Consider the following 26,525-nt stretch of genomic DNA (forward strand, 5'->3'; position numbering starts at 1 on the left):
GCTCGAGGTTCTTCATTGTCTTGAGGAAGCCGCTCAGGGACGCACCGTCGACAGAACCGGCCCCTCCTCGCTCGTGTATATCGCGACTCCGTTATGGACAGGCGCGCACCTGTTTGAGCACAGACGATGCCGGGGTTACCGCCCGCCGAGAGCCGACGCGCAGACAGCCATCGCCGAGCGAGAGCTGGGGGCCGGTCGATCAGTCGTCTGCGCAGTCGTTTCGCCCGGATGCCCCAGCAGGCAGGTCGTGCCCGGCATCCGAGGCGTCATAGACAGACGTCAGAGCGGTTAGGAGGCGCTCGGACTGAGCTAGGCAGCGGCACATCAGAAACGAAAAAGCCGACCCACCGGGTCGGCTTTTTCGCGTCGAATCGCGGTCGATTGCCACCGCGAACCAAACCTTCAAACATACAACCGATTCCCGATAAAGCAAAACGTGGCCGATCGGGAAATAAAGCATAACGTGTCCAGGTGGACAACTTATGCTTAACGGCACACATTCCGCGGATGATCCCGGAAGAGAATCTGGTGGGCCCCCCGGGAGTCGAACCCGGCACCAACGAATTATGAGTTCGCTGCTCTAACCAAGCATGAGCTAGGGGCCCAGATGAGAAGCAAGGCGTGCTACACGGCGCTCCGGCAATGAAGCCGGGCCGGCATTGTAACAACAAAGACGGCAGAGAGGACAAACGCCACCGGCATCACGTGGATACCGGCGGCGTTCGCAAGTGAGACGCTGGAAATCAGTTCCCTTCGAGGAACGACTTCAGCTTGTCGGAACGGCTCGGGTGACGCAGCTTGCGCAGCGCCTTGGCCTCGATCTGACGGATCCGCTCGCGGGTGACGTCGAACTGCTTGCCGACTTCCTCGAGCGTGTGATCGGTGCTCATCTCGATACCGAAGCGCATCCGCAGCACCTTCGCCTCGCGCGGCGTCAGCGAATCGAGCACGTCCTTCACGACGTCGCGCATGCTTGCATGCAGCGCGGCGTCCGCCGGCGCGACCGTGTTGTTGTCCTCGATGAAGTCGCCAAGATGGGAATCGTCGTCGTCACCGATCGGCGTTTCCATCGAGATCGGCTCCTTCGCGATCTTCATGATCTTGCGGATCTTGTCTTCCGGCATCTCCATCTTCTCGGCGAGCGTTGCCGGATCCGGCTCGAGACCGGTTTCCTGCAGGATCTGCCGCGAGATGCGGTTCATCTTGTTGATCGTCTCGATCATGTGAACCGGAATACGGATCGTGCGCGCCTGGTCCGCGATCGAGCGCGTGATGGCCTGACGGATCCACCACGTCGCGTAGGTCGAGAACTTGTAGCCGCGACGGTATTCGAACTTGTCCACCGCCTTCATCAGGCCGATGTTGCCTTCCTGGATCAGGTCGAGGAACTGCAGGCCGCGGTTCGTGTACTTCTTCGCGATCGAGATCACGAGACGCAGGTTCGCCTCGGTCATTTCACGCTTCGCCTGACGCGCCTTCAGTTCGCCGGCCGCCATCTGGCGGTTGGTTTCCTTCAGGTCCTTCAGCGGCAGCACGACGCGCGCCTGCAGGTCGATCAGACGCTGCTGCTGTTCGCGGATCGCCGGAACGTTACGCGACAGGACCGCGCTGTACCCATGGCCCTCGGCCGTGATCTTCTCTGCCCAGTCGAGATCCGTCTCGCTGCCCGGGAAGCGCGCGATGAATTCCGAACGCGGCATGCCGCACTTGTCGACGACGATGTGCAGGATCTGACGCTCGACCTGACGCACTTCATCCACTTGCGCACGCAGCGTGTCGCACAAACGCTCGACGGTACGCGCGGTGAAGCGGATCGTCATCAGCTCGGTCTGGATCGTTTCCTGCGCCTTCAGGTAGGACTTCGACTTGTAGCCTTCCTTCTCGAACGCGCGGCGCATCTTGTCGAACCACTCGCTGATCTGCGAGAACTTGTCGAGCGATGCACGCTTGAGGGCTTCGAGCTGGGCGGCGTTGGCCGACGCCTGCGCGGCACCGTCATCCTCCTCCTCTTCCTCTTCTTCCTCTTCCTCTTCGGCTTCCTCGTCCTCGTTCTCGATCGCTTCCGCTTCCTTCGCGGAGAAACCGTCCGTGTCGGCGGAGTCCGAAGCATTCGGATCGAGCAGGCCGTCGACCAGTTCGTCGACGCGGATCTCTTCGTTCGCGACGCGCTCGGCCATCGCGAGGATGTCGGCGATCGTCGTCGGGCACGCGGAAATCGCCATCACCATGTGGCGCAGGCCGTCCTCGATCCGCTTCGCGATCTCGATTTCGCCTTCGCGCGTGAGCAGCTCGACCGTACCCATTTCGCGCATGTACATCCGGACCGGATCGGTCGTGCGGCCGAATTCCGAATCGACGGTCGACAGCGCGACTTCCGCTTCTTCTTCAACTTCATCGTCCGACGACGCGGCCGGCGCGTTGTCGTTCAGGAGCAGCGTTTCCGCGTCCGGTGCCTGCTCGTATACAGCCACGCCCATGTCGTTGAACGTGCCGATGATGCCTTCGAGGGCTTCCGTCTCGGTGAAGTTGTCCGGCAGGTGGTCGTTGATTTCGGCATACGTGAGGAAGCCGCGCTCCTTGCCGAGCTTGATCAGCGCGCGCAGTTTCACGCGGCGCTCTTCGATCTCCTCGGCCGTGCCGGGCGTGCTCGTCGCGAACGCTTCCTTCAGCAGCGCCTTTTCCTTGGCGCGACGATCGCGCACCTTGGATTTGCCCGGGGCAGCCGCGGCTGCGGGCTGCCCGTCGCTCTGATTTGCGTCGTCATCGACGGATACTTCGTTCAGCTTTTTGGTCATGGAGTTCGCCGTACCGGCTATATCGACTCGCGGCTGCTGGACGACAGCCGGTTGAACCGTGGGTGCATGAGTAGTACGTACTGCCGTTTCGTCCGCGGCGGCAGTCGTGTCCCTTGCGCTTTTCGCACTTGCCCGCTTCGCCGCCGGCTTGGCCGGCCCGGAGTCGGGTCTGGCGGCAGCCCGTGTTCTGGCTACCGGCGCCGGCGCAGCCTGAGCAGTGCCGGCCGCGGTTTTTTTTCCTGCAGGGGCTGACGCGGCTGAAGACGTTGTCCTGGTGGAAGAAGCATACTTGGCCGCTGTGACCTTGGTGGTCGGCTCCGTCGAGCCCTTGCCCGTTGCTTTCTTTCCGCCTGTCGTCTTTGCCATTGCGAATCTCGCCTCTGCTTAGAAAACAAACCGCTGGAAACCTTATATTATAGCACGCTGGGGAACCCCTCTCCGGGCACCCCGGCCGCCTACAGCCCGAGCCGACGTTTCATGTCGGTTCGCTGCTGGTTCAATTCCGTCAATTCGGCCAACTCCTCGGGTGTGAAGGTGGATTGCCGCGCCAGCCGATCGAGCCGGTCGCAGCAAGCGTCATAGCGCATCTTGAGCACCGCCGCCTGCAGTTCCTCCCCCGCGATCCGTTCCTGTTCACGCTGCCGCTCGGGCACCGTCTCGTCTTCCGGATTCTGTAACAGCAAGTCACGGACGTTTTCATCATAGTCCAGAATTTCGCGGAAGATTTCCTCGTAAGTCGCTCCGTTCGAGGACGTCCGCAGAACGTCCGACAGCAACCGGAACTCCGCGCCATCGCCCAGCGCGCGCGCATGCTCGACGACTTCGGCGAACAGCTCGCCGATGCGCGGCAGCGCGCACAGGGTCGCAAGCTGTTCGTCGTCGAGCTGCGACGCGATCCGCGGATGCATCACGAGCGTGCGCAACGCCCGCTTTTCGCTGTCCGTCACGCGCCGCCGCTCGCTGCGTGCGGGCGCCTGGCGCGCCGGCGCGGCGATGCGCGCGTCGACGTCCGACAGCCCCGCGACTTCCTCGAACGGGATATCGAGACGGTCGGCAAACATGTGCATGATTTGCGCACGCAACGCGTTCGCGGGCAGCGCCTGCAGCAGCGGCTTCGCGTCGAACAACGCCTTCGCGCGACCTTCCGGCTGATCGAGCGCCTTGCCGGCAATTGCTTCGTTCAACAGAAATTGCGACAGCGGCATCGCGCGCTCGACCTGCTCGGAGAACGCGTCCGCGCCAAATTCGCGTACGTAACTGTCCGGATCATGTTCGGCCGGCAGGAAAAGGAATCGGATCGTCCGGTTGTCCGCCGCATGCGGCAGGCACGCTTCGAGCGCGCGGCGCGCCGCACGCCGGCCGGCCGAGTCGCCGTCGAAGCTGAAAATGACCGTATCGGTCTGGCGCAGCAGCTTCTGCACGTGGATCGGCGTGCATGCCGTGCCGAGCGTCGCGACCGCGTTCGGAAACCCGAGCTGCGCGAGCGCGACGACGTCCATATAGCCTTCGACGACCAGCACGTACTTGCGCTCGCGGATCGCGAGGCGCGCCTCGAACAGCCCGTACAGTTCGCTGCCCTTGTTGAACAGCGGCGTTTCGGGCGAGTTCAGGTACTTCGGCTCGCCGCTGCCGAGCACGCGGCCGCCGAATCCGATCACCTGCCCCTTCACATTGCGGATCGGGAACATGATCCGCTCGCGGAACCGGTCGTAGCGTCGCGCGACGCCTTGCGCGTCGGTCTTCTCGCTGACAATTACGAGCCCCGATTCGACAAGCGACTCTTCGCGGTAGTCCGGGAACGCGGTTTCGAGGTTCTGCCAGCCGTCCGGCGCATAGCCGAGCCCGAAGCGCGCAGCGATCTCGCCGGTCAGGCCCCGGTTTTTCAGGTACTGGATCGCGACGGTCGCGCCGCGTAATTGCTTGCGGTAGTAGTCGCATGCGGCCGACATCACGTCGGACAGCGCGGTCGCAACCGATTTCGACACGGGCGCAGGATAATCGCCGCCGCCCCCGCCGCCGCCGCGCATCGACGGCTCGTGCGGCACCGTCAGCCCGACCGACTGCGCGAGTTCCTGCACGGCTTCCGGGAACGTGAGCCCCGCATGCTCCATGAGGAAGCCAATCGCCGTGCCATGCGCGCCGCAGCCGAAGCAGTGATAGAACTGCTTGGTCGGGCTGACCGTAAACGACGGGCTCTTCTCGTTATGGAACGGGCACAACCCCATGAAGTTGGCGCCGCCCTTCTTGAGCTGCACATACCGGCCCACCACGTCGACGATATCGACGCGGTTCAGCAAATCCTGCAGGAACGAATGCGGAATCACCGTGGGATCGAACGAAAAAAAGACAATACGACGCCCCGGCGCACGCGCATGCGACGCGCCGGGAAGCGGGTTTTACTTCGACAGTGCGGCCTTGACCTGCGCGGAAACGGCCGTCATGTCGGCGCGGCCGGCGAGCTTGCCCTTCAGCACGCCCATCACCTTGCCCATGTCCTGCGGGCCGGCTGCGCCGGTTGCCGCGACCGCGGCCTGGACTTCGGCGGCCACTTCGGCGTCCGACAGCTGCGCGGGCATATAGGCGCCCAGCACGGTCAGTTCAGCCTGCTCCTTCGCGACGAGATCGTCGCGGCCGGCAGCCTGGAACTGGCTGATCGAGTCCTTGCGCTGCTTGATCATCTTGTCGATCACGGCGGTGATGCCCGCGTCGTCAAGGGTCACCCGATCGTCGACCTCGCGCTGCTTGATCGCGGCCAGCAGCAGGCGAATCGTCGCCAGACGCTCGCTTTCCTTCGCGCGCATCGCGGCCTTCATGTCTTCGCTGATCTGCTCTTTCAAACTCATCTTGCACCCGGGATGGAAACGTGACTTCGACGCCCGCGAACGGACGTCAACACAAAAACCCGCTTGGGACTATGTCTCAAGCGGGTTGCTCGAATCCGGCATCGGCGACTCGCGGCCCCTGATCGAGACCGATCGTGCGGAGTTCGCCGGTGCGCCGCTCAGTGAATCGCGCGGCGCTCAATCGTTCAGTACAGCTTCTTCGGCAGTGTCTGGCTGCGGATCCGCTTGTAGTGACGCTTCACCGCAGCAGCCTTCTTGCGCTTGCGCTCGGCGGTCGGCTTCTCGTAAAACTCCCGCGCACGAAGTTCGGTCAGCAGACCGTTCTTCTCAATCGTGCGCTTGAAGCGACGCATGGCGACTTCGAACGGCTCGTTTTCTTTAACGCGAATGATCGTCATGATCCGACACGAATAAAGGTTTGCAAGGAAGATTTACGAGTATAGCAGAGCGTCGAGCAAAGACTAAGGGCCGGGCCCCGTGAACGGCGGCCCTGCGCGGGCGCGTCAGGCGCCGCGCGAAAACTCCGCCGCCGCCTGCCCGGCCGCCGTGCCGGACGCCCACGCCCACTGGAAGTTGTAGCCGCCGAGCCAGCCGGTCACGTCCACCGCCTCGCCGATGAAGAACAACCCGGGCACCCGCGCGCTCATCATCGTCGCCGACGACAGTTCGCGCGTATCGACACCGCCCTTCGTCACCTCGGCCTTCTTGTAGCCCTCGGTGCCGTTCGGCGTCAGCGTCCAGCCGGACAGCGCATCGCCGATCTGGCGCAGCGTCTTGTCGGGCAGGTCCGCAAGCCGCGCATCGGCCGCGACGCGGTGCGTGTCGAGCCACGCGTGCGCGAGGCGCGACGGCACCCAGTCCGCGAGCAGCGAGCCGATCTGGCGCTTCGACGTGCGCTTCGCGTCGAGCAGGTCGGCCACCGCGTCGCGCTGCGGCAGCAAGTCGATACGGATCGGGTCGCCGGACTGCCAGTAGCTGGAGATCTGCAGGATGCCGGGGCCGGACAGGCCGCGATGGGTCAGCAGCAGGTCTTCGACGAATTCACCGCCGCGCTTCTTGTCGCCGGTCGACACGCGTACTTCGAGCGACACGCCGGACAGCGCCGCGAACGGCGCCCAGTCCTGCTGTGCAAACGTGAGCGGCACGAGCGCGGGGCGCGTATCGACGAGTTTGTGGCCGAACTGCTTTGCGAGTCGGTAGCCGAAGTCGGTCGCGCCGATCTTCGGGATCGACAGGCCGCCCGTCGCGACGATCAACGCGCGCGCGCGGATCGGCCCCGCCTGCTGCGTGTCGAGCGTGAAACCGTCGGTAGGCGCGTGACGCACCGCGTCGACGACCACCGGCCGGCGCCACGCGATGCCGCCCGCGTCGCATTCGCGCTTCAGCACGTCGATGACCGCGTCGCTGCCGTGATCGCAAAAGAGCTGCCCCTTGTGCTTTTCGTGCCAGGTAACGTGATGGCGCTTGAGCAGCCCGAGGAAGTCGCGCGGTGTGTAGCGCGCGAGCGCCGAGCGGGCGAAATGCGGATTCGACGACAGGTAGTTGTCGGGGCCCGCGTAGAGGTTCGTGAAGTTGCAGCGGCCGCCGCCCGAGATGCGGATTTTCTCGGCCAGCCGCGGCGCGTGGTCGATCAGCACCACGCGGCGCCCGAGCTGCCCGGCGACCGCGGCGCTCATCATCCCGGCGGCGCCCGCGCCGATCACGGCGATGTCATAAGTTTCCATGGCGCGGATTGTACCTGCCCGGCCTTCGGCCCGGGCCGCCCGCAGCGGCAGCGAGCCCCCGCCTGCTATAATTTCCGGTTACGTTGACCTTCCTGCGGCGCGCTCGATACGGCGCGCCCCGCCCTTACCCATGCTCGTTCTCGGCATCGAAAGCTCCTGCGACGAAACCGGCCTCGCGCTCTACGACACGCAGCGCGGCCTGCTCGCGCACGCGCTCCATTCGCAGATCGCGATGCATCGCGAATATGGCGGCGTCGTGCCCGAGCTCGCGTCGCGCGACCACATCCGTCGCGCGCTGCCGCTGCTCGAGGAAGTGATGGCGCAAAGCGGCACGCACCGCGACGACATCGACGCGATCGCGTTCACGCAAGGCCCCGGCCTCGCCGGCGCGCTGCTGGTCGGTGCGAGCATCGCGAATGCGCTCGCGCTGGCATGGAACAAGCCGACCGTCGGCATCCATCACCTCGAAGGCCACCTGCTGTCGCCGCTGCTCGTCGACGAGCCGCCGCCGTTCCCGTTCATCGCGCTGCTGGTGTCGGGCGGCCATACGCAACTGATGCGCGTAACCGATGTCGGTGTGTACGAGACGCTCGGCGAAACGCTCGACGACGCGGCCGGCGAAGCGTTCGACAAGACGGCGAAGCTGATCGGCCTCGGCTATCCGGGCGGCCCGGAAGTGTCGAAGCTCGCGGAAACGGGCACGCCGGGCGCGGTCGTGCTGCCGCGCCCGATGCTGCATTCGGGCGATCTCGACTTCAGCTTCAGCGGCCTGAAGACGGCCGTGCTCACGCAGATGAAGAAGTTCGAGGCGGCGAAGCTGGAGGGCGAGGCGCTCGAGCGCGCGAAAGCCGACCTCGCGCGCGGCTTCGTCGACGCGGCCGTCGACGTGCTCGTCGCGAAATCGCTGGCCGCGCTCAAGAAGACGAAGCTCAAGCGCCTCGTGGTCGCGGGCGGCGTCGGCGCGAACCGGCAGTTGCGCGCGGCATTGTCGGCCGCCGCGGCCAAGCGCGGCTTCGACGTGCACTATCCCGATCTCGCGCTTTGCACCGACAACGGCGCGATGATCGCGCTCGCCGGCGCGTTGCGGCTCGGCCGCTGGCCCGAGCAGGCGAATGCCGACTACGCGTTCACGGTGAAGCCGCGCTGGGATCTCGCGTCGCTCGCACGCTGATTCGTACGACGCGACATCGCACGCGCCGACACACGTCGACAAACAAATGGCCGCTCGATCGAGCGGCCATTTTTCGTTGCAGCGGCAAAATAACGCGGCGTTACGCGGCGTGTCGCTTGTCGCGCTCGATCAGCGCATACGCGCTGTGATTGTGGATCGACTCGAAGTTCTCGGCTTCGAGCACGTAGGCGACCACGCGCTCGTCCGCATCGAGACGCTGCGCGACGTCGCGCACCAGATCCTCGACGAACTTCGGGTTTTCGTACGCGCGCTCCGTGACGAACTTCTCGTCGGGACGCTTCAGCAAACCCCACAGCTCGCACGATGCCTCTTCTTCCGCGATGCGGATCAGCGCCTCGACCGGCAGGTCGGCCGCGAGCTCGGCGTCGATCGTCACGTGCGAGCGCTGGTTGTGCGCACCGTACTGCGAGATCTTCTTCGAGCACGGGCACAGGCTCGTCACCGGCACGAGCACCTTCAGAAACAGGCGCGCTTCGCCGTTGCGGCTTTCGCCGGCGAGCGTCACTTCATAGTCGAGCAGACTCTGCACACCCGACACCGGCGCCGTCTTGTTCACGAAGTACGGGAACGTGACCTCGATGCGGCCGGCTTCCGCCTCCAGCTTCACGAGCATCGACGCGAGCATCGTGCGGAAGCGCTCGACCGTCAGCGGCGCTCGGTTCTCTTCGAGCAGCGCGACGAAGCGCGACATGTGCGTGCCCTTCTGATCGGCGGGCAGGCGCACGTCGAGGTTCCAGACACCGACGGTCGGCTGCACGTCGCCGCTTTCGGTACACACCGTCAACGGATGCCGGACCGCCTTCACGCCCACGCGCTGAATCGGAATCTGGCGGGTATCCACCGTGCTCTGCACGTCGGGCATCACGAAGGCGGGATTCATCTGGTTCATCTTGTTCAATCCTTGTAAGCCGCGCGTTCGACGACGCGCACGCCGCGTCACGCGGCAGCCGGAAAAGCAACATGGGCCCGCAGGCCCATGTTTTCCGCATCAATGTAGACCGGTTGCGCCAGTCGCACCGACGCCGCCCGCGGGCGGCGCCAGCTTACGCGACGCGCTTCGCCTGGCTGGCGACATCGGCCGCCGGGCTCAGGAAGCGTTCGCGAATCGATTTCGCGATGCCCGCGCCGTCGAGGCCGCATTGCGACAGCAGCTTCGCGGGATCGCCGTGATCGATGAACTGGTCAGGGAGGCCCAATTGTATTACGGGTCGGATAACCCCACTCTCCATCAGGGCTTCGACGCAGGCCGAACCCGCACCGCCCATCACGCAGCCTTCCTCGACCGTGACGAGGTAGTCGTGCGTCTCGGCAAGTTCACGCACGAGTGCCGCATCGACCGGCTTCACGAAGCGCATGTTCGCGACCGTTGCGTCGAGCTCCTCGCCCGCCGCGAGCGACGGCGCGACCATCGTGCCGAACGCGAGGATCGCGACGCGCTTGCCTTCCGGCTGCGACGTACGGCGACGCACTTCGCCCTTGCCGAGCGGGATCCCGGTGAGTTCCTTCACCGTCGCCACACCCGTGCCCGCGCCGCGCGGATAGCGCACCGCGGTCGGGTTCGGCTGCTGAAGCGCCGTGTGCAGCATCTGGCGGCACTCGTTCTCGTCGGACGCGGCCATGATCGTCATGTTCGGGATGCAGCGCATGAACGCGAGATCGTATGCGCCCGCATGCGTCGCCCCGTCGGCGCCGACGAGGCCCGCGCGGTCGATTGCGAACACGACCGGCAGGTTCTGCAGCGCGACGTCGTGGATCAGCTGGTCGTACGCACGCTGCAGGAACGTCGAGTAGATCGCGACAACGGGCTTCAGCCCTTCGGTCGCAAGGCCGCCCGCGAACGTCACCGCGTGCTGCTCGGCGATGCCGACGTCGTAGTAGCGATCCTTGAAACGCTTCTCGAACTCGACCATGCCCGAGCCTTCGCGCATCGCGGGCGTGATGCCGACGACGCGCGAATCGCGCTCGGCTTCATCGCAGAGCCATTCGCCGAACACCTGCGTGTACGTCTTCTTCGCGGGCGTGGTCGACGGCTTGATGCCTTCCGCCGGGTTGAACTTGCCGGGGCCGTGATAGAGCACGGGATCCGCTTCGGCGAGCTTGTAGCCCTGGCCTTTCTTCGTCACCACGTGCAGGAATTGCGGGCCGCGCAGTTCGCGGATGTTCTGCAGCGTCGGGATCAGCGAATCGAGATCGTGACCGTCGATCGGGCCGATATAGTTGAAGCCGAACTCTTCGAACAGCGTGGCCGGCACGACCATGCCCTTCGCGTGCTCCTCGAGCTTGCGCGCGAGTTCGAGCACCGGCGGCGCCACGCTCAGCACGCGTTCGACGCCCGCACGCGCGGCCGCATAGAAGCGGCCCGACATCAGGCGCGCGAGATGGCGGTTCAGCGCGCCGACCGGCGGCGAAATCGACATGTCGTTGTCGTTGAGGATCACGAGCAGCTTCGCATCCTCCGACACGCCCGCGTTGTTCATCGCCTCGAACGCCATGCCGGCCGTCATCGCGCCATCGCCGATCACCGCGATCGAGAAGCGGTCGTCGCCGTTCAGCTGGCTGCCGATCGCCATGCCGAGCGCAGCCGAAATCGACGTGCTCGAGTGCGCGGTGCCGAACGTGTCGTATTCCGACTCGCTGCGGCGCGGGAAACCCGAGATGCCATCGTACTGGCGCAGCGTATGCATCTGGTCGCGGCGACCCGTCAGGATCTTGTGCGGGTAGGTCTGGTGACCCACGTCCCAGACGATCCGGTCGTTCGGCGTGTTGAACACGTAGTGCAACGCGATCGTCAGCTCGACCGTCCCGAGGTTGGACGACAGATGGCCGCCCGTCTTCGACACGCTGTCGAGCACGAACGCGCGCAGTTCATCCGCGAGCGGTTGGAGTTGGCGACGATCGAGGCGGCGCAAATCCGCCGGGTCGTCGATGGTTTTCAGCAAGTCGTACATCGTCGTTCCATTGTAGGAAATCAAACGCGCCCGCATTCTATTGCACGCACCGTAGCGTAGCGTGTGCGCAGCGGCGGGCTTCGCGTCAGCTGACCCGGTTCACCACCAGGTCGGCAAGTTCGGCGAGACGCTGTGCGCGTGCGCCGAACGGTTTCAGCGCATCGTGCGCTTCGGCACGCAGCTGGGCTGCGAGCTCGCGCGACGCGTCGAGGCCGAGGATCGATACGTAGGTCGGCTTGTCGTTCGCCGCATCCTTGCCGGCCGTCTTGCCGAGCGTCGCCGAATCGGTCGTGACGTCGAGAATGTCGTCGACGACCTGGAAGGCCAAGCCCACAGCCCCCGCGTAAACATCGAGCGCGGCCAGCGCTTCCGCCGACGGCGTGTCGCCGGCCAGCGCGCCCATCCGCACGGCCGCGCGCAGCAGCGCGCCCGTCTTCATCCGGTGCATCGTCTCGAGCTGCGCGCGCGTCAGCTTCACGCCGACGCTCGCCAGGTCGATCGCCTGCCCGCCGGCCATGCCGATCGAGCCGCTCGCCAGCGCCAGTTCGCGCACGAGCGCGGCCTGCTGCACCGGCGACAGCGCCGCGGCGTCGGTCAGCGCGACGAAGGCCTGCGACTGCAGTGCATCGCCGACCAGCAGCGCCGTCGGCTCGTCGTACTGCACGTGCACGGTCGGCTTGCCGCGTCGCAGCGCGTCGTCGTCCATGCACGGCATGTCGTCATGCACGAGCGAGTAGACGTGGATCATCTCCAGAGCCGCCGCCGCCGCGTTGCGCGCCGCTTCGGTCGCGCCGGTCAGTTCGCCTGCCGCATGGCACAGCAGCGGGCGAACGCGTTTGCCGCCGCCGAGGACCGCGTAGCGCATCGCTTCGTGGAGTTGCGTGGGCACCACGTTGTCAGCCGGCAAATAGTGGCCGAGTGCGTCCTCGACACGGTCGAGCACGGACCGCATCCATTGTTCGAATGTCATAGATCGTCGTCTTCGCCGTCCGTGGCGGCCGTTCCGGACGAAAGCGGCTTCAGCGTCGCGCCGTCGAGCACGCGAACCTGCTGTTCCACTTTCTCAAGCTGCTGTTGGCAAAACGCAACGAGGGTCGCACCGCGGCGATACGCAGCGAGCGAATCCTCGAGGCTCAACGTGCCGCCTTCCATCCGGGCAACCAGCGTCTCGAGTTCCGCGAGCGCCGTTTCGTAATTGTCCGGCAACGGTTCGGTGCCGTTGTCGGGCGGGGTGGCGCCTGGGGATGCGGTTTTCGCCATGGACGAGGGTGTCAAATTTCAAAACAAGTCGGACATTCTACGGCAAAAGAGAATTTTCCGACCTGCCGACTTGGGCACCCGGGCACGCATTCGGGCCCCTTCTTCGACACACATTGTGCGCCACCCGATCGTCGCCCGACAAAAAATTGACACAAATCAGGCACTTAATCCTAGCCTTGCGAGGCGAACCGGGTATAATTCCCCGTTTCCCTAAATCGATTTTTCGATGGTTGGGTTGTTCACTGCTTTCACGCTATCACCGGGAGTGGGAATGTCCAATCTGAGCGATGCGCTTCAGTTGAAGTCGGCTCACAGCCAGCTTCCAGTCACTGCATACTTCGATGAGGCGCTGCTAGAGCGCGAGATCGAAACCCTCTTCAAGAAAGGACCTCGTTACGTCGGGCACGAGTTGATGGTGCCGGAGGCGGGGGACTATTTTGCGCTGCCGTCCGAGAAGGAAGGCCGCGTGCTGGTCCGCAACCCGGCGAACCAGATCGAACTGCTGTCGAACGTGTGCCGTCACCGGCAGGCGATCATGCTCAACGGGCGCGGCCACACGCAGAACATCGTATGTCCGCTGCACCGCTGGACGTACGATCTGGAAGGCCAGTTGCTCGGCGCACCGCACTTCCCCGACAAGCCGTGCCTGAACCTCGGCAAGAGCCCGCTGCAGAACTGGCAGGGGCTGCTGTTCGAGGCCGAAGGCCGCAACGTCGCGCGCGATCTCGCGAACCTCGGCACGAAACATCACTTCGACTTCTCCGAGTACCAGTTCGATCACGTCGAAGTGCACGAGTGCGATTACAACTGGAAAACGTTCATCGAGGTCTACCTCGAGGATTACCACGTCGTCCCGTTCCACCCTGGCCTCGGCAGCTTCGTGTCGTGCGACGATCTCAAGTGGGAGTTCGGCGACTGGTACAGCGTGCAGACGGTCGGCGTGCACAACGCCCTCGCGAAGCCGGGCAGCGCAACCTACCAGAAGTGGCACGAGCAGGTGCTCAAGTTCCGCAACGGCGTGCCGCCGGAGTTCGGCGCAATCTGGATGGTCTACTACCCGGGCCTGATGATCGAGTGGTATCCGCACGTGCTCGTCGTGTCGTGGCTGATTCCGCGCGGCCCGCAGAAGACGACCAACATCGTCGAGTTCTACTACCCCGAGGAAATCGCGCTGTTCGAACGCGAGTTCGTTGAAGCCGAGCGCGCCGCCTATATGGAGACGGCCGTCGAGGACGACGAAATCGCGATGCGGATGGACGCAGGCCGCCGTGCACTGATGGCGCGCGGCGAATCGCAGGTCGGCCCGTACCAGAGCCCGATGGAAGACGGCATGCAACACTTCCACGAATTCCTGCGCCGCCACCTCGGCGATCTCTGACCGCGCGCGGCGCTCCAGCGCCGCACGGCATTCGGCATATGAAAAGACGGGTTTCGGCCCGTCTTTTTTTGTTTAGACTTGGAATATCAGGCCGTTTGCACTCCAGGGAGCCGTCATGCCACACACCCACTACACCACGCTCATCTCCGCAGCCAATCTCGCCGAGCGCCTGGCCGCGGCGCCAGGCAGCGTCGTCGTGTTCGACTGCCGCTTCGATCTCGTCGATCCGGCCGCAGGCGAAGCCGCCTATGCGGCCGGACACATCCCGGGCGCCCAGTATCTTCATCTCGATCGCGACCTGTCCGGCCGCAAGACCGGCACCAACGGCCGCCATCCGCTGCCGACCCGCGACGCACTCGTCACGCTGATCGCCAGCCGCGGCGTCAAGCAGGGCCAGCAGGTCGTCGCCTATGACGCACAAGGCGGCGCCTATGCGGCGCGCCTGTGGTGGCTGCTGCGCTGGCTCGGGCACGATTCCGTCGCGCTGCTCGACGGCGGGCTGCAGGCATGGGAAGCGGCCGGCCAGCCGGTGACCGCCGACGTGCCGCACCCGGCCGCCGGCGACTTCCGCGCAGCCACTCCGCTCGAATCGACGGTCGACGCGGCAGCGGTGCTCGCGAACGTGACGTCAGCCAAGCGCGTCGTGATCGATGCGCGCGCGCCCGACCGCTATCGCGGCGAAAACGAAACGATCGATCGTGTCGGCGGCCACATTCCCGGCGCACGCAACCGGTTCTTCAAGGACAACCTGGCCGCCGACGGCCGCTTCAAGACCGGCCATGAACTGCGCGAGACGTTCACCACGCTGCTGGCCGGCACCGAGCCGAACAGCGTGATCCTGCAGTGCGGGTCCGGCGTGACCGCATGCCACAACGCGCTCGCACTCGAAATCGCGGGACTGCATGGCGCGTCGCTGTATCCGGGATCGTGGAGCGAATGGAGCGCCGATCCGTCGCGGCCGATCGCGACCGGCCCGACGCCGTAAGCACCGGCACGGCGCGACGATCAAGCGGCGGCATCTGCCGCCGCTTGTCGTTTACATCACGCCGTACTTGTGGAACCACTCGATCGCGCGCTTCCAGCCGTCTTCGGCGTCGCCCTTCACGTAACTGGGCCGGTAATCGGCGAAGAACGCGTGACCGGCATCCGGATACACGACGATCTCCGACTCGCGCGCGAGCTTCGAATCGCTCGTCTGGATTGCCTTGCGCATGTCCGCAAGCGACGCCTGCGTGATGTTCGTGTCCTTCTCGCCATAAAGGCCGAGCACCGGCACCTTCAGCAACGACGCATGATCGACCGGATTGAACGGCGTCATCTCGTCGGTCTTGCCCTCGACGAATCCGTACCACGCAACAGCCGCACGCACGTGCGGATTGTGCTCCGCATACAGCCACGCCTGGCGGCCACCCCAGCAGAACCCCGTCACGCCGAGACGAGACGGATCGCCGCCGTTCTTGCCGGCCCACGCGACGGTCGCATCGAGATCCTCGGTAACCTGGCGGTCGGGCACCTTGCTGATGATGTTGTCGTACAGTTCCTTCATCGTCGGATACTTCGACGCGTTGCCCTGCCGTGCGAACAGATCGGGCGCGATCGCCAGATAGCCGAGCTTCGCGAAACGGCGGCAGACGTCGGCGATATGCGCATGCACGCCGAAGATCTCGTGGATCACGATGACGACCGGCAGGTTCGTCTTGTTGACCGGCTGCGCGCGATACGCGGGGATACTCGCGTCGCCCGAGCGGATCTCGATGGTGTCGACGTCCAGCCCGACGCTGTCGGTCGTGACCGTCTGCGCCGACACGGGCAGCACGGCGGCCGCGAAGGTGCCGCCCAGCGCGGCCTGCATGAACTTGCGGCGCGAGAACGGAACGTGGGGAACCAGGCTGTCGACTTCGGGTTTCAACATGAATGCACTCCTCGATTGGGCGCCGCCGTCATGGCCACGGATTCGACCTGACGGGGCATCGCGCCGGCGGACGGCGCGGATGTCGCGGCGGTTGGCACCCCGCCGCAATCGGAAACCCGGACAAGATGCCCAATAATCCGTTGTCGCGTCAACTGTCAGATGTGTAAGACTCGATTACGACGGTGTAATCCGGTGACATCGATCGTGGTGTCGATGGCTGCCGACCGGCGCTCCGATCCATGTGCCGCACGCACGCAGCGAGTGTCGTTGCGCGATCGAATGCTTTCGGATCGAAACGAGAAAACGCGCGGTGCACGGGTCGTCTGGCACGCGCCTGCGCAGTCATCCTGCGCCCGAAAAGACAACGGGCAGGAAACGCGCTCGATGCGCATTCCCTGCCCGCCCGGTGCATGAACGTGCGCTCAGTGCAGCTTCACGCGCGGCAGCGTCGTGCGGCGCAGCCAGTGCGCAAACGTATCGAGCATCATGCGCGGATAGCCGTGCAGCGCCGCGATATGCAGCCGGTACAGCGACATGTACATGAAGCGTGCGAAGAGCCCCTCGATCAGCATGCTGCCGCCAATCAGCCCGCCCATCAGGTTGCCGACCGCGCTGAAGTGACCGAGCGACACCAGCGAACCGAAATCGCGATACGTGAACTCGGGCAGCGCACGCCCGTCGAGCCGGCATCCGATCGCCGTCAGCAGAAAGCTCGCCTGCTGATGCGCGGCCTGCGCGCGCGGCGGCACGTTGCGTTCGTTGCCGGGCCACACGCATGCCGCGCAGTCGCCGAGCGCGAAGACGTTGTCGTCGGTGAAGGTCTGCAGCGTGCGGCGCACGTCGAGCTGGCCGAGCTTGTTGACCTGCAGGCCGTCGAGATGCGACAGCACGGCCGGTGCCTTGATGCCGGCTGCCCAGACCGTGAGGTCCGCGCGCACCGCCTTGCCGCTCGCGGTGTGCACGAATCCCGGCGCGACCTCGGTCACGCGTTCGGAAAGCATCAATCGCACGCCGAGCTTTTCGAGCAGTTCGGCCGTTGCGGCCGACACGCGCTCCTGGAGCGCCGGCAGAATCCGCGGCCCCGATTCGATCAGCACGATGCCGACGTCGTGCCGCGGGTCGAGCTTGTGCAGCCCGTACACGGACAGCACCTGCGCGGTATTGCGCAGCTCGGCGGACAACTCGACGCCCGTCGCGCCACCGCCGACGATCACGACCTGGATGCGCGGCTCGGCCGCCGCGCCCGGCGCGGGCTCGGCCGGTGCCTGGTGCTCGGCGCGCATGCACGCCGCGATCAGGCGCTTGCGGAAACGCTCGGCCTCGCCGACCGTATCGAGCGCGATCGCGTTTTCGGCCGCGCCCTGCACACCGAAGAAGTGCGTCGTGCTGCCGATCGCGATCACCAGCGTGTCGTATTCCAGGTCACGCGCGGGCAGCAGTTCCTCGCCGTCGCTGTCGTTGACGGGCGACAGCGTGATGCGCTTGGCCGCGCGGTCGAGGGCGGTCAGTTCGCCCTGCTGAAACTCGAAGCCATGCCAGCGCGCCTGTGCCGCGTATTCGAGTTCCTGCGTGAATGGGTCCATGCTGCCGGCTGCGACCTCGTGCAGCAATGGCTTCCAGATGTGAGTCGGATTGCGGTCGACGAGCGTGACGAGCGCACGCGCGGGACGATTGCCGCGCGCGCCGTAACGGTCGCCGAGCCGCGTCGCCAGTTCCAGGCCGCCCGCGCCTCCGCCTACGATGATGATCCGATGCATCTGATTCCCCCCTTTGCGATTCGAAACTGCTGCCGCCGGACGATGCAGACGCATGCATTCGCGCCGCCCGTTGGATTAACCGGTTCGGACATCATCGATGTGCAGTTCGAAGCACCTCGACGCGTCCGATCCCGGAACGCGGGCACGCCGCCCCAACGACAATGACGTGTCACCTGCATTGTCCGGGAGCTTGCGCGTTGACCACAAGCAAACCATCTCGATATTCAGCATCCCTGCAACAATATGCCGCGGGAAACAGGAATCGCACGGGGTGCGTCAGTGTGCCTCTTCCCAGTTCGCGCCGGCGCCCACTTCGGCGACCAGCGGCACCTTCAGCTTCGCCACACCGCACATCATTTCCGGCAGTTTCTCGCGCACGAGCGACAGTTCGTCGTCGGGCACCTCGAGCACCAGTTCATCGTGCACCTGCATGATCATGCGCGACGCGAGCCGGTCGCGCGTGAGCCAGTCATCCACTGCGATCATCGACAGCTTGATCAGGTCGGCCGCCGTGCCCTGCATCGGTGCATTGATGGCCGCGCGCTCGGCGGCCTGACGGCGCGGGCCATTGCCGCCGTTGATCTCCGGCAGCCACAGGCGGCGGCCGAAAACGGTTTCAACGTAGCCCTTCTCCTTCGCCACGGCACGCGTGTCTTCCATGTACCGCGCGACGCCCGGGTAGCGCGCGAAGTAGCGGTCGATATAGAGCTTCGCCGCATCGCGCGTGATGCCAAGGTTCGACGCGAGACCGAACGCGCTCATCCCGTAGATGAGCCCGAAGTTGATCACCTTCGCGATCCGGCGCTGGTCCGAGTTGACCTCCAGCGGCGTCACGCCGAACACTTCGGCTGCGGTTGCGCGGTGGATGTCCTCACCTTGCGAGAACGCGCGCAGCAGCGACGCGTCGCCGGAGATGTGCGCCATGATCCGCAGTTCGATCTGCGAATAGTCGGCCGACACGATCCGGTGACCGGGCGAAGCGATGAACGCTTCGCGGATCCGCCGGCCTTCGGCCGTGCGCACCGGAATGTTCTGAAGATTGGGATCGTTCGATGCGAGCCGGCCGGTGACCGCGACAGCCTGTGCATAGTTCGTGTGCACGCGGCCCGTTTCCGGATTCACCATGCGCGGCAGCTTGTCGGTGTACGTCGACTTCAGCTTCGACAGCCCGCGATGTTCGAGCAGCAGCTTCGGCAGCGGGTAATCCTCGGCCAGTTTCTGCAGCACTTCTTCGTCGGTCGACGGTGCGCCGCTCGGCGTTTTCTTCACAACCGGCAACTGCAGCTTCTCGAAGAAGATCTGCCCGATCTGCTTCGGCGAGCCGAGGTTGAACTCGCCACCGGCCAGTTCGTACGCCTGTCCTTCGAGCTCGATGAGCCGCACCGCGATCTCGTTGCTTTGCGCCTGCAGACGCGCGTCGTCGATCAGCACGCCGGTGCGCTCCATCTTGCGCAGCACGAGCGATACCGGCATCTCGATCTCGCGATACACACGCTCGAGGCCCGCTTCGCGCGCGATCTGCGGGTACAGCGCGTGATGCAGTTGCAACGTGATGTCCGCATCTTCGGCCGCGTACGCGGCCGCCTGCTCGAGCGCGACCTCGTCGAAACCGATCTGCTTCGCGCCCTTGCCTGCCACGTCTTCGTACTTGATCGTCTTGACGCCCAGATGACGCAGCGCGAGGCTGTCCATGTCGTGCGTGCGGTGCGACTCCAGCACGTACGACTCGAGCAGCGTGTCGTGCTCGATGCCGTTCAGCGCGATGTCGTAGTTCGCGAGCACCTGCGCGTCGTACTTCAGATGCTGGCCGACCTTCTTGCGATCGGCCGATTCGAGCCACGGCTTCAGGCGCGCGAGCACGTCGTCGATCGGCAGTTGCTCGGGCAGGTCCGGGCCACGGTGCGCGACCGGAAGATAGGCGGCCTTGCCCGGCTCGATCGAGAACGACAGGCCGACGAGCCGTGCGGTCATCGGGTCGAGCGAGGTGGTTTCGGTGTCGAACGCGGTCAGTGCGGCCGCATCGATCTTCGCGAACCACGCGTCGAATTGCGCCCAGGTCTGGATCGTGTCGTATTCGCGGACGATGTCCGCGGCGATCACTTGCGCCGGCTCGCCTTCCGGCGCATCGGCGCCGCCGCCTTCGGCGGGCGCGCTCTCGACTTCGCGCAGCCATGTCTTGAAACCGTAGCGCGCGAAGATGTCGCGCAGCAGGTCGCGGGCCTCGCCGTCCGTCTTCAGCGACGCCTCGATCGATTCGAGATGCGGCGCGAGATCGCAGGCCGTCTCGACGGTCACGAGCGTGCGGCCGAGCGGCAGGAAATCGAGCGCGCGGCGCAGGTTGTCGCCGACCACGCCCTTGATCTCGCCCGCGTGTTCGATCACGCCGTCGAGGCTGTCGTATTGCGACAGCCACTTCACCGCCGTCTTCGGGCCGCACTTCTCGACGCCCGGCACGTTGTCGACGGTGTCGCCGATCAGCGCGAGGTAGTCGATGATCCGCTCGGGCGGCACGCCGAACTTCGAGATCACGCCGTCGCGATCGAGCGTCTCGTTGGTCATCGTGTTGACGAGCGTGACGCGATCGGTGACGAGCTGCGCGAGGTCCTTGTCGCCGGTCGACACGATCACGTCCATTCCGTGCCGCTCAGCTTCGCGCGCGAGCGTGCCGATCACGTCGTCGGCTTCGACGCCCTCGACCATCAGCAGCGGCCAGCCGAGCGCGCGCACCGCGCCGTGGATCGGCTCGACCTGCAATGCGAGATCGGGCGGCATCGATGGACGGTTTGCCTTATAGTCGGCATAAAGGTCGTCGCGGAACGTCTTGCCCTTTGCATCGAACACGCAAGCGCTATACTCTGCACTGACTTCCTTGCGCATACGGCGCAGCATGTTGATGATTCCGTAGAGCGCTCCGGTCGGCTCCCCGCCAGGGCCACGCAAATCAGGCATCGCATGGTAAGCCCGATACAGATAGCTCGAACCGTCAACCAATAGCAGGGTCTTACCTTCCAGATTTCGTTCTTCAGGCATTATGAACAAGAGAAAAGTGATTCCGAGTCTGCGTTCGCTCGCAGATCAAGAACGCGCGACGGCCAAGAAGGCGCGCGCATCGTGGCAGATGTTCACGATTATGGCAGAGTTTATCGAGGCGACCGAGTACCTGTCGGAGATCCGCCCGGCTGTCAGCATCTACGGTTCTGCCCGTCTCAAACCCGACACGCCGCACTACAAGCTTGCGGTGCAGATCGCGCGCAAGCTGTCCGACGCCGGCTTCGCGGTGATCTCCGGCGGCGGCCCCGGCATCATGGAAGCCGCGAACAAGGGCGCGCACGCCGGCAAGGCGCCGTCGGTCGGCCTGAACATCGAGCTGCCGCACGAGCAGGCCGGCAACCACTACCAGGACATCTCGCTGCGCTTCCGCCACTTCTTCACGCGCAAGGTCACGTTCGTGAAGAATTCGGATGCGGTGATCGTGATGCCGGGCGGCTTCGGCACGCTCGACGAACTGTCCGAAGTGCTCACGCTGATCCAGACGAAGAAATCGCGCCTCGTGCCGATCATTCTCGTCGGCAGCACGTTCTGGCAGGGGCTGCTGCAATGGTTCCGCGACCAACTGATCCCGAACGGCCTCATCAATCCGGAAGACATGAACCTGATGCAGGTGATCGACGATCCCGACCAGGTGCTCGACGCCGTGCTCGCGTTCTACGAGGACAGCGGCGAGGAAGAAGGCCCGGACGGCGACGGCCAGCCGCCGCGGCCCGAAGAAGACCGCATGTTCTATCTGTAATTCGATCGATGTCGATGACCGGCCTCGCGGCCGGCATCCCGCATCACGCGCGGCAGGCGTGGCGGTTCCGCCATCTGCCGCGCGTCATTTTGTAACGCCGCATTAATCGCGCTGCGCGGCCGCGCGCCGCCGAATGTCAAATCCGGGGGGCCGGTGCCGCGCAACGCGGCTGCCCTGTTCCGCGCCTGCGCCCCGTCATTGTCAAATCATGCGGCCTGCCATCGGTCCGGCTGGCCCGCTGCACGAGAATCCGCCGTAACAAATACGCGTCGCCTTTTCCGCGCAGTGCCCGCACACTGCATCTCGTCGGCGCGGCGTCCCCCCGGTGGAACGATCCCCCCTCGCGTCCATCGCGTCGCGCCGGCTTTTTGACAACGACATCACGGAAAACAACATGAAACGCTCGCTGATCGCCCTCGCCTTCACCGGCCTCGGTCTTTCGCTGTCCGGCCTCGCCCACGCCGTCAACGTCGACGTCAACATCGGCACGCCCGCGCCGGTCGTCGTCGCGCCTGCGCCCGTGGTGGTGGTCGGCTGGCACGGCGACCGCTACTGGGACGGCCGCCGCTACTGGGAGCGCCGCGAGTGGGAAGACCACCAGCGCTATCGTGGTCACGAAGGGCGCCGCGGCTATCACTGCCCGCCGGGACACGCAAAGAAAGGCGAATGCTGAGCATCCGAGCGGCGGGCCTTCCGGCCCGCGCACTGAAGCGCAAGGAACAAGGCCGCATGCGAACGAAGGTTCGCGTGCGGCCTTTTTCGTTGGCGGTGCGGCTGCGCAGTGGCGTTACTGGAACGCCACTTCCGCGAAGCTCCGCAGCTTGCGACTATGCAGCTTGTCGAGCCCGTTCGTGCGCAGGATCTCCATCGCCTTCACGCCGATCTGCAGATGCTGGTCGACCTGCCCGCGATAGAACGTATCGGCCATGCCCGGCAGCTTCAGCTCGCCGTGCAGCGGCTTGTCCGACACGCACAGCAGCGTGCCGTACGGCACGCGGAAGCGGAACCCGTTCGCGGCGATCGTCGCGCTCTCCATGTCGAGCGCGATCGCGCGACTCTGCGACAGCCGCTGCACGGGCTCGCGGTGATCGCGCAACTCCCAGTTGCGGTTGTCGACGCTCGCGACCGTCCCCGTGCGCATCACGCGCTTCAGTTCGGCGCCTTCGAGCCGGGTGACCTCGGCCACCCCGCGCTCGAGCGCGAGCTGCACTTCGGCAAGCGCCGGGATCGGCACCCACAGCGGCAGGTCGGCATCCAGCACGTGATCCTCGCGCACGTAACCGTGCGCGAGCACGTAGTCACCGAGGCGCTGCGTGTTGCGCAGGCCCGCGCAGTGACCGAGCATCACCCACGCATGCGGACGCAGCACCGCGATGTGGTCGGTGATCGTCTTCGCGTTCGACGGACCGACGCCGATGTTGACCATCGTGATCCCGCTACCGTCCGCGCGCTTCAGGTGATACGCGGGCATCTGCGGCAGGCGCGGCGGCGCGGCGCCCTCGGCCGGCTCGCTGCCGAGGTTCGCGTTGTAGGTCACGACATCTCCCGGCTCGACAAACGCGCTGTACTGGCTGCGGTACGCACGCACCTCGGGATCGTCGCTCTCCGTCATCACCGTGCGGCCCAGCTTCACGAACTCGTCGATGTAAAACTGGTAGTTCGTATAGAGCACGTAGTTCTGGAAATGCGTCGGCGACGTGGCCGTGTAGTGGCGCAGCCGGTGCAGCGAGAAGTCGACGCGCGCGGCCGTGAACAGCGCGAGCGGATGCGGCTCGCCCGGTGCCGGCTCGAACGTGCCGTTGACGATCCGGTCGTCGAGGTAGGAGAGATCGGGCGTGTCGAAGATGTCGCGCATCGCGAGCAGGCGGTCGCGGTCGAGTTCGCCTTCGAGGTGGATACCTTCGGGGAACGCGAAGTGAATCGGAATCGGCTGCGACGACACGCCAATCTCGATCTTCACATGGTGGTTCTTCGACAGCAGGCGCAGTTGCTCGCGGTAGTAGTTCGCGAACAGGTCGGGACGCGTGACCGTCGTCTCGAATACGCCGGGGCCCGCGACGAAGCCGTACGAGCGGCGCGAATCGACGTGCGTGTTGACATCGGTACGAATCCGCACGAACGGATAGCACGCGCGCACGTGCTCGGTGATCGGTTCGTGGCGGCGATAACGCGCGAACGCGTCGCGCAGGAAGCCCGTATTGATGTCGTAGATGGCCGACAGCCGCGCGACGGCGGCAACGGAATCGTCGAATGCTTCGACGGGCGGGCTCTCGGGCGTCAGCACCCGATGCCGGCGGCTCAAATCGTTCTTCATTTTCATCACCTCATCTGGTCGAACGACATTACCACGGAACCCGGTCACGCTCATGGCTGCCTGCTTGCATGCCGCTTGCACGAGAGGGCCGGGCCGCGCGCAGTATTTGCTAAAATCGGAAGGTTCACTGGAGACTCATCATGAAGCCGCTCATTCTCGTCGCCGCTGCCGCCGTGTTTGCTGGCACGTTTGCCGCTGCCGGCGCCGCTTACGCCGCCGGCGGCACGCCCGACGCCGACGCGCGGGCCCGGGCCGAGGCCAACGAGGCCGCCGGCCTGCCCGATCTCCGCAAGATCAACCGGCCCGGCGCCGAAGTCACGTCGAAAGTCGACTTCGCCGACATTCGCCGCACGCCGAGCTTCCATGAAAAAAGCAAGAACGGCACCGAGGTCACCGAATACCGCGATCGCGGCAAGCCGGTCGAGATCGACGTGAAGTCGAACTTCGGCACGCGCTACCAGATGAGCTCGACGCTCGACACGTCGCCGAAGCCGCACGACGCGGGCGTACCGATCACGCGCCTGCCGTCGGTCAACCTGCGCTACTGATTTCCTGCCGCGCCGCGTCGGCCCCGACGCGGCGCGCCGGCTTCCCCTTCACCTCCTGTCGCGCTGCACGCCGCGCGCGTGCCGACAACTGACCAGACGCATCTCGCATGGCCGTTTTCACTGCTGTTTCCGACTCCGATCTCGCGCAATGGATGCGCCACTATGAACTGGGCGACGTGCTGGCGTTCCGCGGCATTCCGTCCGGTATCGAAAACAGCAACTTCTTCCTGACGACGACGCGCGGCGAATACGTCCTGACGATCTTCGAGAAACTGACGGCGGAACAGCTGCCGTTCTACCTCGACCTGATGCGCCATCTGGCGAGCCACGGCGTGCCGGTGCCGGATCCGGTCCCGCGCGACGACGGCGCGCTGTTCGGCGAGTTGCATGGCAAGCCGGCGGCGATCGTCACGAAGCTCGACGGCGCGGCCGAACTCGCGCCGGGGGTCGCACACTGCATCGAGGTCGGGCAGATGCTCGCGCGCCTGCACCTCGCGGGCCGTGACTACGCGCGCCACCAGCCGAACCTGCGCAGCCTGCCGTGGTGGCAGGAGAACGTGCCGGCGATCGTTCCGTTCATTACCGACGAGCAGCGCACGCTGCTCGAGGGCGAACTCGCGCACCAGGCCGCGTTCTTCGCGTCCGACGACTACGCGGCGCTTCCGAGCGGGCCGTGCCACTGCGACCTGTTCCGCGACAACGTGCTGTTCGCGCACGCGGCGCCCGGCACCGGTCATGACGTACGGCTCGGCGGCTTCTTCGATTTCTATTTCGCGGGCTGCGACAAATGGCTGTTCGACGTCGCGGTGACCGTCAACGACTGGTGCGTCGACCTCGCGACGGGCGTGCTCGACGTCGCACGCGCGGACGCGCTGCTGCGTGCGTACCAGACGGTGCGGCCGTTCACGGCCGAGGAGCGCCGCCACTGGAGCGACATGCTGCGCGCGGGCGCATACCGCTTCTGGGTGTCGCGCCTGTACGACTTCTACCTGCCGCGCGCGGCCGAAATGCTCAAACCGCACGACCCCGGTCATTTCGAACGCATCCTGCGTGAGCGTATCGCCCACACGCCCGCGCTTCCCGAGACCCATACCGCATGCAACTGATCGAAGTGCCCGCGAAAGCGGGCTATGTCTGGTTCCGTCAAGGCATCTGGCTGTTCCGCCGGAACCCGCTCGCGTTCATCACGCTGTTTTTCACGTATCTACTGGCGATCACGCTGGTGTCGATGGTGCCGGTGATCGGCGCGGCGCTGCCGCTGCTGTTCATCCCCGGCATCGCCGTCGGCTTCATGGCCGCGTGCCGCGACACGGTCGCCGGCAAGCCGGTGATGCCGACGATCCTGATCGACGGGTTCCGCTCGTACGGCACCGCGACGACGCAGCGGCTGCTCGTCCTCGGCGTGGTCTATGTCGCGCTGATGGTGCTGGTGTTTGCCGCATCGTCGCTCGTGGACGGCGGCGGGCTGCTCCAGATGATGCTGGGCGCGACGAGCGACGCAAGCCCGGCGCCCGAAGCGCTTGCCGCGCAGGGCACGCTCGGCGCGCTGCTGCTGGCGACGCTGCTCTACGCGCCGGTCGCGATGCTGTTCTGGTTCGCGCCGGTGCTCACCGCGTGGCACGACATCCCGCCCGCCAAGGCGCTGTTCTTCAGCATCGTCAGCTGCTGGCGCAATCGCGGCGCATTCGTCGTGTACGGCCTGCTGTGGTTCGGTGTCGCGCTCGGCGCGTCGTTCGGCCTGTCGCTGCTGCTGCAGGCGCTCGGCGCCGGTGCCTATGTGCTGACGATCATGATGCCGGTGACGATTATCATCGTCACGATGATGTACTGCTCGTTCTACGCGACTTATCGCGGCTGCTTCGGCGTGCAGGAACCGGGCGCCGCGACGCCCACGTCCGGCCGCTGACGCCGCTCGGCCGGCGCACGCCGCCGGCCGTCCATCCTCCTCCCGGCCGACTCGGCGCCAGTCTCGCGGCCCCCGCTCACGCCCGGCTCCCCGCCGCCCGGCCCTGTTCAATCGAACCTTTTGCGCGCAAAATAATTTGTGTGCAAATCGTTAGCGCG

At 65.4% G+C, this 26,525-nt stretch carries 21 protein-coding genes and 1 tRNA gene; 8 read left to right on the forward strand and 14 right to left on the reverse strand.

Annotated features, from left to right (window positions below; translation table 11 throughout):
* Nucleotides 1-526 precede the first annotated feature (526 nt).
* The 6 genes from DIE15_RS04075 to DIE15_RS04100 form a co-directional block, all read right to left on the reverse strand.
* Nucleotides 527-605 (reverse strand) — tRNA-Ile (locus DIE15_RS04075).
* Nucleotides 606-743: 138 nt separating this feature from the next.
* Nucleotides 744-3,161 (reverse strand): RNA polymerase sigma factor RpoD, encoded by a 2,418-nt coding sequence (gene rpoD / locus DIE15_RS04080; RefSeq protein WP_082664544.1) that lies wholly within the window; start codon nt 3,159-3,161, stop codon nt 744-746.
* Between the two features lie 89 nt (nt 3,162-3,250).
* A complete protein-coding gene (dnaG, locus tag DIE15_RS04085) occupies nt 3,251-5,119 on the reverse strand; it encodes a DNA primase (RefSeq protein ID WP_057924021.1) in 1,869 nt (622 codons plus the stop codon).
* A 72-nt stretch (nt 5,120-5,191) separates the two neighbouring features.
* Nucleotides 5,192-5,638: a GatB/YqeY domain-containing protein gene (locus DIE15_RS04090; protein ID WP_040139376.1), complete on the reverse strand. Its 447-nt coding sequence runs from the start codon at nt 5,636-5,638 to the stop codon at nt 5,192-5,194.
* A gap of 185 nt (nt 5,639-5,823) precedes the next feature.
* Nucleotides 5,824-6,036 carry a 30S ribosomal protein S21 gene (gene rpsU, locus DIE15_RS04095; protein ID WP_006479415.1) on the reverse strand — a complete coding sequence of 71 codons (213 nt, stop codon included), beginning with the start codon at nt 6,034-6,036 and terminating at the stop codon, nt 5,824-5,826.
* A gap of 105 nt (nt 6,037-6,141) precedes the next feature.
* Complete coding sequence (locus DIE15_RS04100) at nt 6,142-7,362, reverse strand: NAD(P)/FAD-dependent oxidoreductase (protein WP_124832454.1); 1,221 nt, start codon at nt 7,360-7,362, stop codon at nt 6,142-6,144.
* Nucleotides 7,363-7,492: 130 nt separating this feature from the next.
* Here DIE15_RS04100 and tsaD point away from each other — a divergent pair, with 130 nt between their 5' ends.
* Complete coding sequence (gene tsaD, locus DIE15_RS04105) at nt 7,493-8,533, forward strand: tRNA (adenosine(37)-N6)-threonylcarbamoyltransferase complex transferase subunit TsaD (RefSeq protein ID WP_057924023.1); 1,041 nt, start codon at nt 7,493-7,495, stop codon at nt 8,531-8,533.
* 100 nt (nt 8,534-8,633) lie between these two features.
* On the opposite strand, the gene folE2 is transcribed toward tsaD, so the two are convergent.
* The 4 genes from folE2 to DIE15_RS04125 all read right to left on the reverse strand — a co-directional run bounded on the left by folE2 (nt 8,634) and on the right by DIE15_RS04125 (nt 12,762).
* On the reverse strand, nt 8,634-9,443 hold the full coding sequence (gene folE2 / locus DIE15_RS04110) for a GTP cyclohydrolase FolE2 (RefSeq protein WP_057924024.1): 810 nt from the start codon (nt 9,441-9,443) through the stop codon (nt 8,634-8,636).
* A 154-nt stretch (nt 9,444-9,597) separates the two neighbouring features.
* Entirely contained in the window at nt 9,598-11,502 is a 1,905-nt protein-coding gene (gene dxs / locus DIE15_RS04115; protein WP_057924025.1) for a 1-deoxy-D-xylulose-5-phosphate synthase, read from the reverse strand.
* 85 nt (nt 11,503-11,587) lie between these two features.
* Nucleotides 11,588-12,472, reverse strand: coding sequence for a polyprenyl synthetase family protein (locus tag DIE15_RS04120; RefSeq protein WP_057924026.1), 885 nt, complete (start codon nt 12,470-12,472; stop codon nt 11,588-11,590).
* Nucleotides 12,469-12,762 (reverse strand): exodeoxyribonuclease VII small subunit, encoded by a 294-nt coding sequence (locus DIE15_RS04125; RefSeq protein WP_124832455.1) that lies wholly within the window; start codon nt 12,760-12,762, stop codon nt 12,469-12,471. The genes DIE15_RS04120 and DIE15_RS04125 overlap by 4 nt, the downstream gene beginning before the upstream one ends.
* A 271-nt stretch (nt 12,763-13,033) precedes the next feature.
* On the opposite strand from DIE15_RS04125, the gene DIE15_RS04130 reads away from it, so the two are divergent.
* Both DIE15_RS04130 and DIE15_RS04135 read left to right on the forward strand, forming a co-directional pair.
* Nucleotides 13,034-14,140 carry an aromatic ring-hydroxylating dioxygenase subunit alpha gene (locus DIE15_RS04130; protein WP_124832456.1) on the forward strand — a complete coding sequence of 369 codons (1,107 nt, stop codon included), beginning with the start codon at nt 13,034-13,036 and terminating at the stop codon, nt 14,138-14,140.
* Between the two features lie 115 nt (nt 14,141-14,255).
* Nucleotides 14,256-15,125 (forward strand): sulfurtransferase, encoded by an 870-nt coding sequence (locus DIE15_RS04135; RefSeq protein WP_124832457.1) that lies wholly within the window; start codon nt 14,256-14,258, stop codon nt 15,123-15,125.
* A gap of 51 nt (nt 15,126-15,176) precedes the next feature.
* Here the strand turns inward: DIE15_RS04135 and DIE15_RS04140 are convergent, their stop codons facing one another.
* The 3 genes from DIE15_RS04140 to polA all read right to left on the reverse strand — a co-directional run bounded on the left by DIE15_RS04140 (nt 15,177) and on the right by polA (nt 20,839).
* Nucleotides 15,177-16,052 (reverse strand): dienelactone hydrolase family protein, encoded by an 876-nt coding sequence (locus tag DIE15_RS04140; RefSeq protein ID WP_124832458.1) that lies wholly within the window; start codon nt 16,050-16,052, stop codon nt 15,177-15,179.
* A 422-nt stretch (nt 16,053-16,474) separates the two neighbouring features.
* Nucleotides 16,475-17,809 carry an NAD(P)/FAD-dependent oxidoreductase gene (locus tag DIE15_RS04145; protein ID WP_057924031.1) on the reverse strand — a complete coding sequence of 445 codons (1,335 nt, stop codon included), beginning with the start codon at nt 17,807-17,809 and terminating at the stop codon, nt 16,475-16,477.
* 276 nt (nt 17,810-18,085) lie between these two features.
* The gene (gene polA, locus DIE15_RS04150; protein WP_124832459.1) at nt 18,086-20,839 is read right to left on the reverse strand and encodes a DNA polymerase I; all 2,754 of its coding nucleotides are present in this window, start codon (nt 20,837-20,839) and stop codon (nt 18,086-18,088) included.
* A gap of 1 nt (nt 20,840) precedes the next feature.
* Between polA and DIE15_RS04155 the strand changes: the two genes are divergently transcribed.
* The gene (locus tag DIE15_RS04155; RefSeq protein WP_057924033.1) at nt 20,841-21,599 is read left to right on the forward strand and encodes a TIGR00730 family Rossman fold protein; all 759 of its coding nucleotides are present in this window, start codon (nt 20,841-20,843) and stop codon (nt 21,597-21,599) included.
* Between the two features lie 394 nt (nt 21,600-21,993).
* Nucleotides 21,994-22,272, forward strand: a complete 279-nt coding sequence (locus tag DIE15_RS04160; protein ID WP_057924034.1) for a hypothetical protein — start codon at nt 21,994-21,996, stop codon at nt 22,270-22,272.
* Between the two features lie 114 nt (nt 22,273-22,386).
* On the opposite strand, the gene DIE15_RS04165 is transcribed toward DIE15_RS04160, so the two are convergent.
* Nucleotides 22,387-23,913 carry an AMP nucleosidase gene (locus DIE15_RS04165; RefSeq protein WP_057924157.1) on the reverse strand — a complete coding sequence of 509 codons (1,527 nt, stop codon included), beginning with the start codon at nt 23,911-23,913 and terminating at the stop codon, nt 22,387-22,389.
* A 140-nt stretch (nt 23,914-24,053) separates the two neighbouring features.
* On the opposite strand from DIE15_RS04165, the gene DIE15_RS04170 reads away from it, so the two are divergent.
* The 3 genes from DIE15_RS04170 to DIE15_RS04180 all read left to right on the forward strand — a co-directional run bounded on the left by DIE15_RS04170 (nt 24,054) and on the right by DIE15_RS04180 (nt 26,367).
* A complete protein-coding gene (locus DIE15_RS04170; protein ID WP_057924035.1) occupies nt 24,054-24,461 on the forward strand; it encodes a hypothetical protein in 408 nt (135 codons plus the stop codon).
* A gap of 107 nt (nt 24,462-24,568) precedes the next feature.
* Nucleotides 24,569-25,567, forward strand: coding sequence for a homoserine kinase (locus DIE15_RS04175; RefSeq protein ID WP_057924036.1), 999 nt, complete (start codon nt 24,569-24,571; stop codon nt 25,565-25,567).
* Nucleotides 25,558-26,367 (forward strand): BPSS1780 family membrane protein, encoded by an 810-nt coding sequence (locus tag DIE15_RS04180; RefSeq protein WP_057924037.1) that lies wholly within the window; start codon nt 25,558-25,560, stop codon nt 26,365-26,367. The genes DIE15_RS04175 and DIE15_RS04180 overlap by 10 nt, the downstream gene beginning before the upstream one ends.
* The last annotated feature ends 158 nt before the right edge of the window (nt 26,368-26,525 follow it).

This window comes from Burkholderia sp. Bp9031 (genome assembly GCF_003857965.1).
Taxonomy (GTDB): domain Bacteria; phylum Pseudomonadota; class Gammaproteobacteria; order Burkholderiales; family Burkholderiaceae; genus Burkholderia; species Burkholderia ambifaria_A.

Excerpts from the sequence above, each read along its gene's own strand:
- rpoD (WP_082664544.1), bottom strand. The coding sequence starts at position 3,161 with ATGGCAAAGACGACAGGCGGAAAGAAAGCAACGGGCAAGGGCTCGACG.
- DIE15_RS04090 (WP_040139376.1), bottom strand. The coding sequence starts at position 5,638 with ATGAGTTTGAAAGAGCAGATCAGCGAAGACATGAAGGCCGCGATGCGC.
- rpsU (WP_006479415.1), bottom strand. The coding sequence starts at position 6,036 with ATGACGATCATTCGCGTTAAAGAAAACGAGCCGTTCGAAGTCGCCATG.
- DIE15_RS04100 (WP_124832454.1), bottom strand. The coding sequence starts at position 7,362 with ATGGAAACTTATGACATCGCCGTGATCGGCGCGGGCGCCGCCGGGATG.
- tsaD (WP_057924023.1), top strand. The coding sequence starts at position 7,493 with ATGCTCGTTCTCGGCATCGAAAGCTCCTGCGACGAAACCGGCCTCGCG.
- folE2 (WP_057924024.1), bottom strand. The coding sequence starts at position 9,443 with ATGAACCAGATGAATCCCGCCTTCGTGATGCCCGACGTGCAGAGCACG.
- dxs (WP_057924025.1), bottom strand. The coding sequence starts at position 11,502 with ATGTACGACTTGCTGAAAACCATCGACGACCCGGCGGATTTGCGCCGC.
- DIE15_RS04120 (WP_057924026.1), bottom strand. The coding sequence starts at position 12,472 with ATGACATTCGAACAATGGATGCGGTCCGTGCTCGACCGTGTCGAGGAC.
- DIE15_RS04125 (WP_124832455.1), bottom strand. The coding sequence starts at position 12,762 with ATGGCGAAAACCGCATCCCCAGGCGCCACCCCGCCCGACAACGGCACC.
- DIE15_RS04130 (WP_124832456.1), top strand. The coding sequence starts at position 13,034 with ATGTCCAATCTGAGCGATGCGCTTCAGTTGAAGTCGGCTCACAGCCAG.
- DIE15_RS04135 (WP_124832457.1), top strand. The coding sequence starts at position 14,256 with ATGCCACACACCCACTACACCACGCTCATCTCCGCAGCCAATCTCGCC.
- DIE15_RS04140 (WP_124832458.1), bottom strand. The coding sequence starts at position 16,052 with ATGTTGAAACCCGAAGTCGACAGCCTGGTTCCCCACGTTCCGTTCTCG.
- DIE15_RS04145 (WP_057924031.1), bottom strand. The coding sequence starts at position 17,809 with ATGCATCGGATCATCATCGTAGGCGGAGGCGCGGGCGGCCTGGAACTG.
- polA (WP_124832459.1), bottom strand. The coding sequence starts at position 20,839 with ATGCCTGAAGAACGAAATCTGGAAGGTAAGACCCTGCTATTGGTTGAC.
- DIE15_RS04155 (WP_057924033.1), top strand. The coding sequence starts at position 20,841 with ATGAACAAGAGAAAAGTGATTCCGAGTCTGCGTTCGCTCGCAGATCAA.
- DIE15_RS04160 (WP_057924034.1), top strand. The coding sequence starts at position 21,994 with ATGAAACGCTCGCTGATCGCCCTCGCCTTCACCGGCCTCGGTCTTTCG.
- DIE15_RS04165 (WP_057924157.1), bottom strand. The coding sequence starts at position 23,913 with ATGAAGAACGATTTGAGCCGCCGGCATCGGGTGCTGACGCCCGAGAGC.
- DIE15_RS04170 (WP_057924035.1), top strand. The coding sequence starts at position 24,054 with ATGAAGCCGCTCATTCTCGTCGCCGCTGCCGCCGTGTTTGCTGGCACG.
- DIE15_RS04175 (WP_057924036.1), top strand. The coding sequence starts at position 24,569 with ATGGCCGTTTTCACTGCTGTTTCCGACTCCGATCTCGCGCAATGGATG.
- DIE15_RS04180 (WP_057924037.1), top strand. The coding sequence starts at position 25,558 with ATGCAACTGATCGAAGTGCCCGCGAAAGCGGGCTATGTCTGGTTCCGT.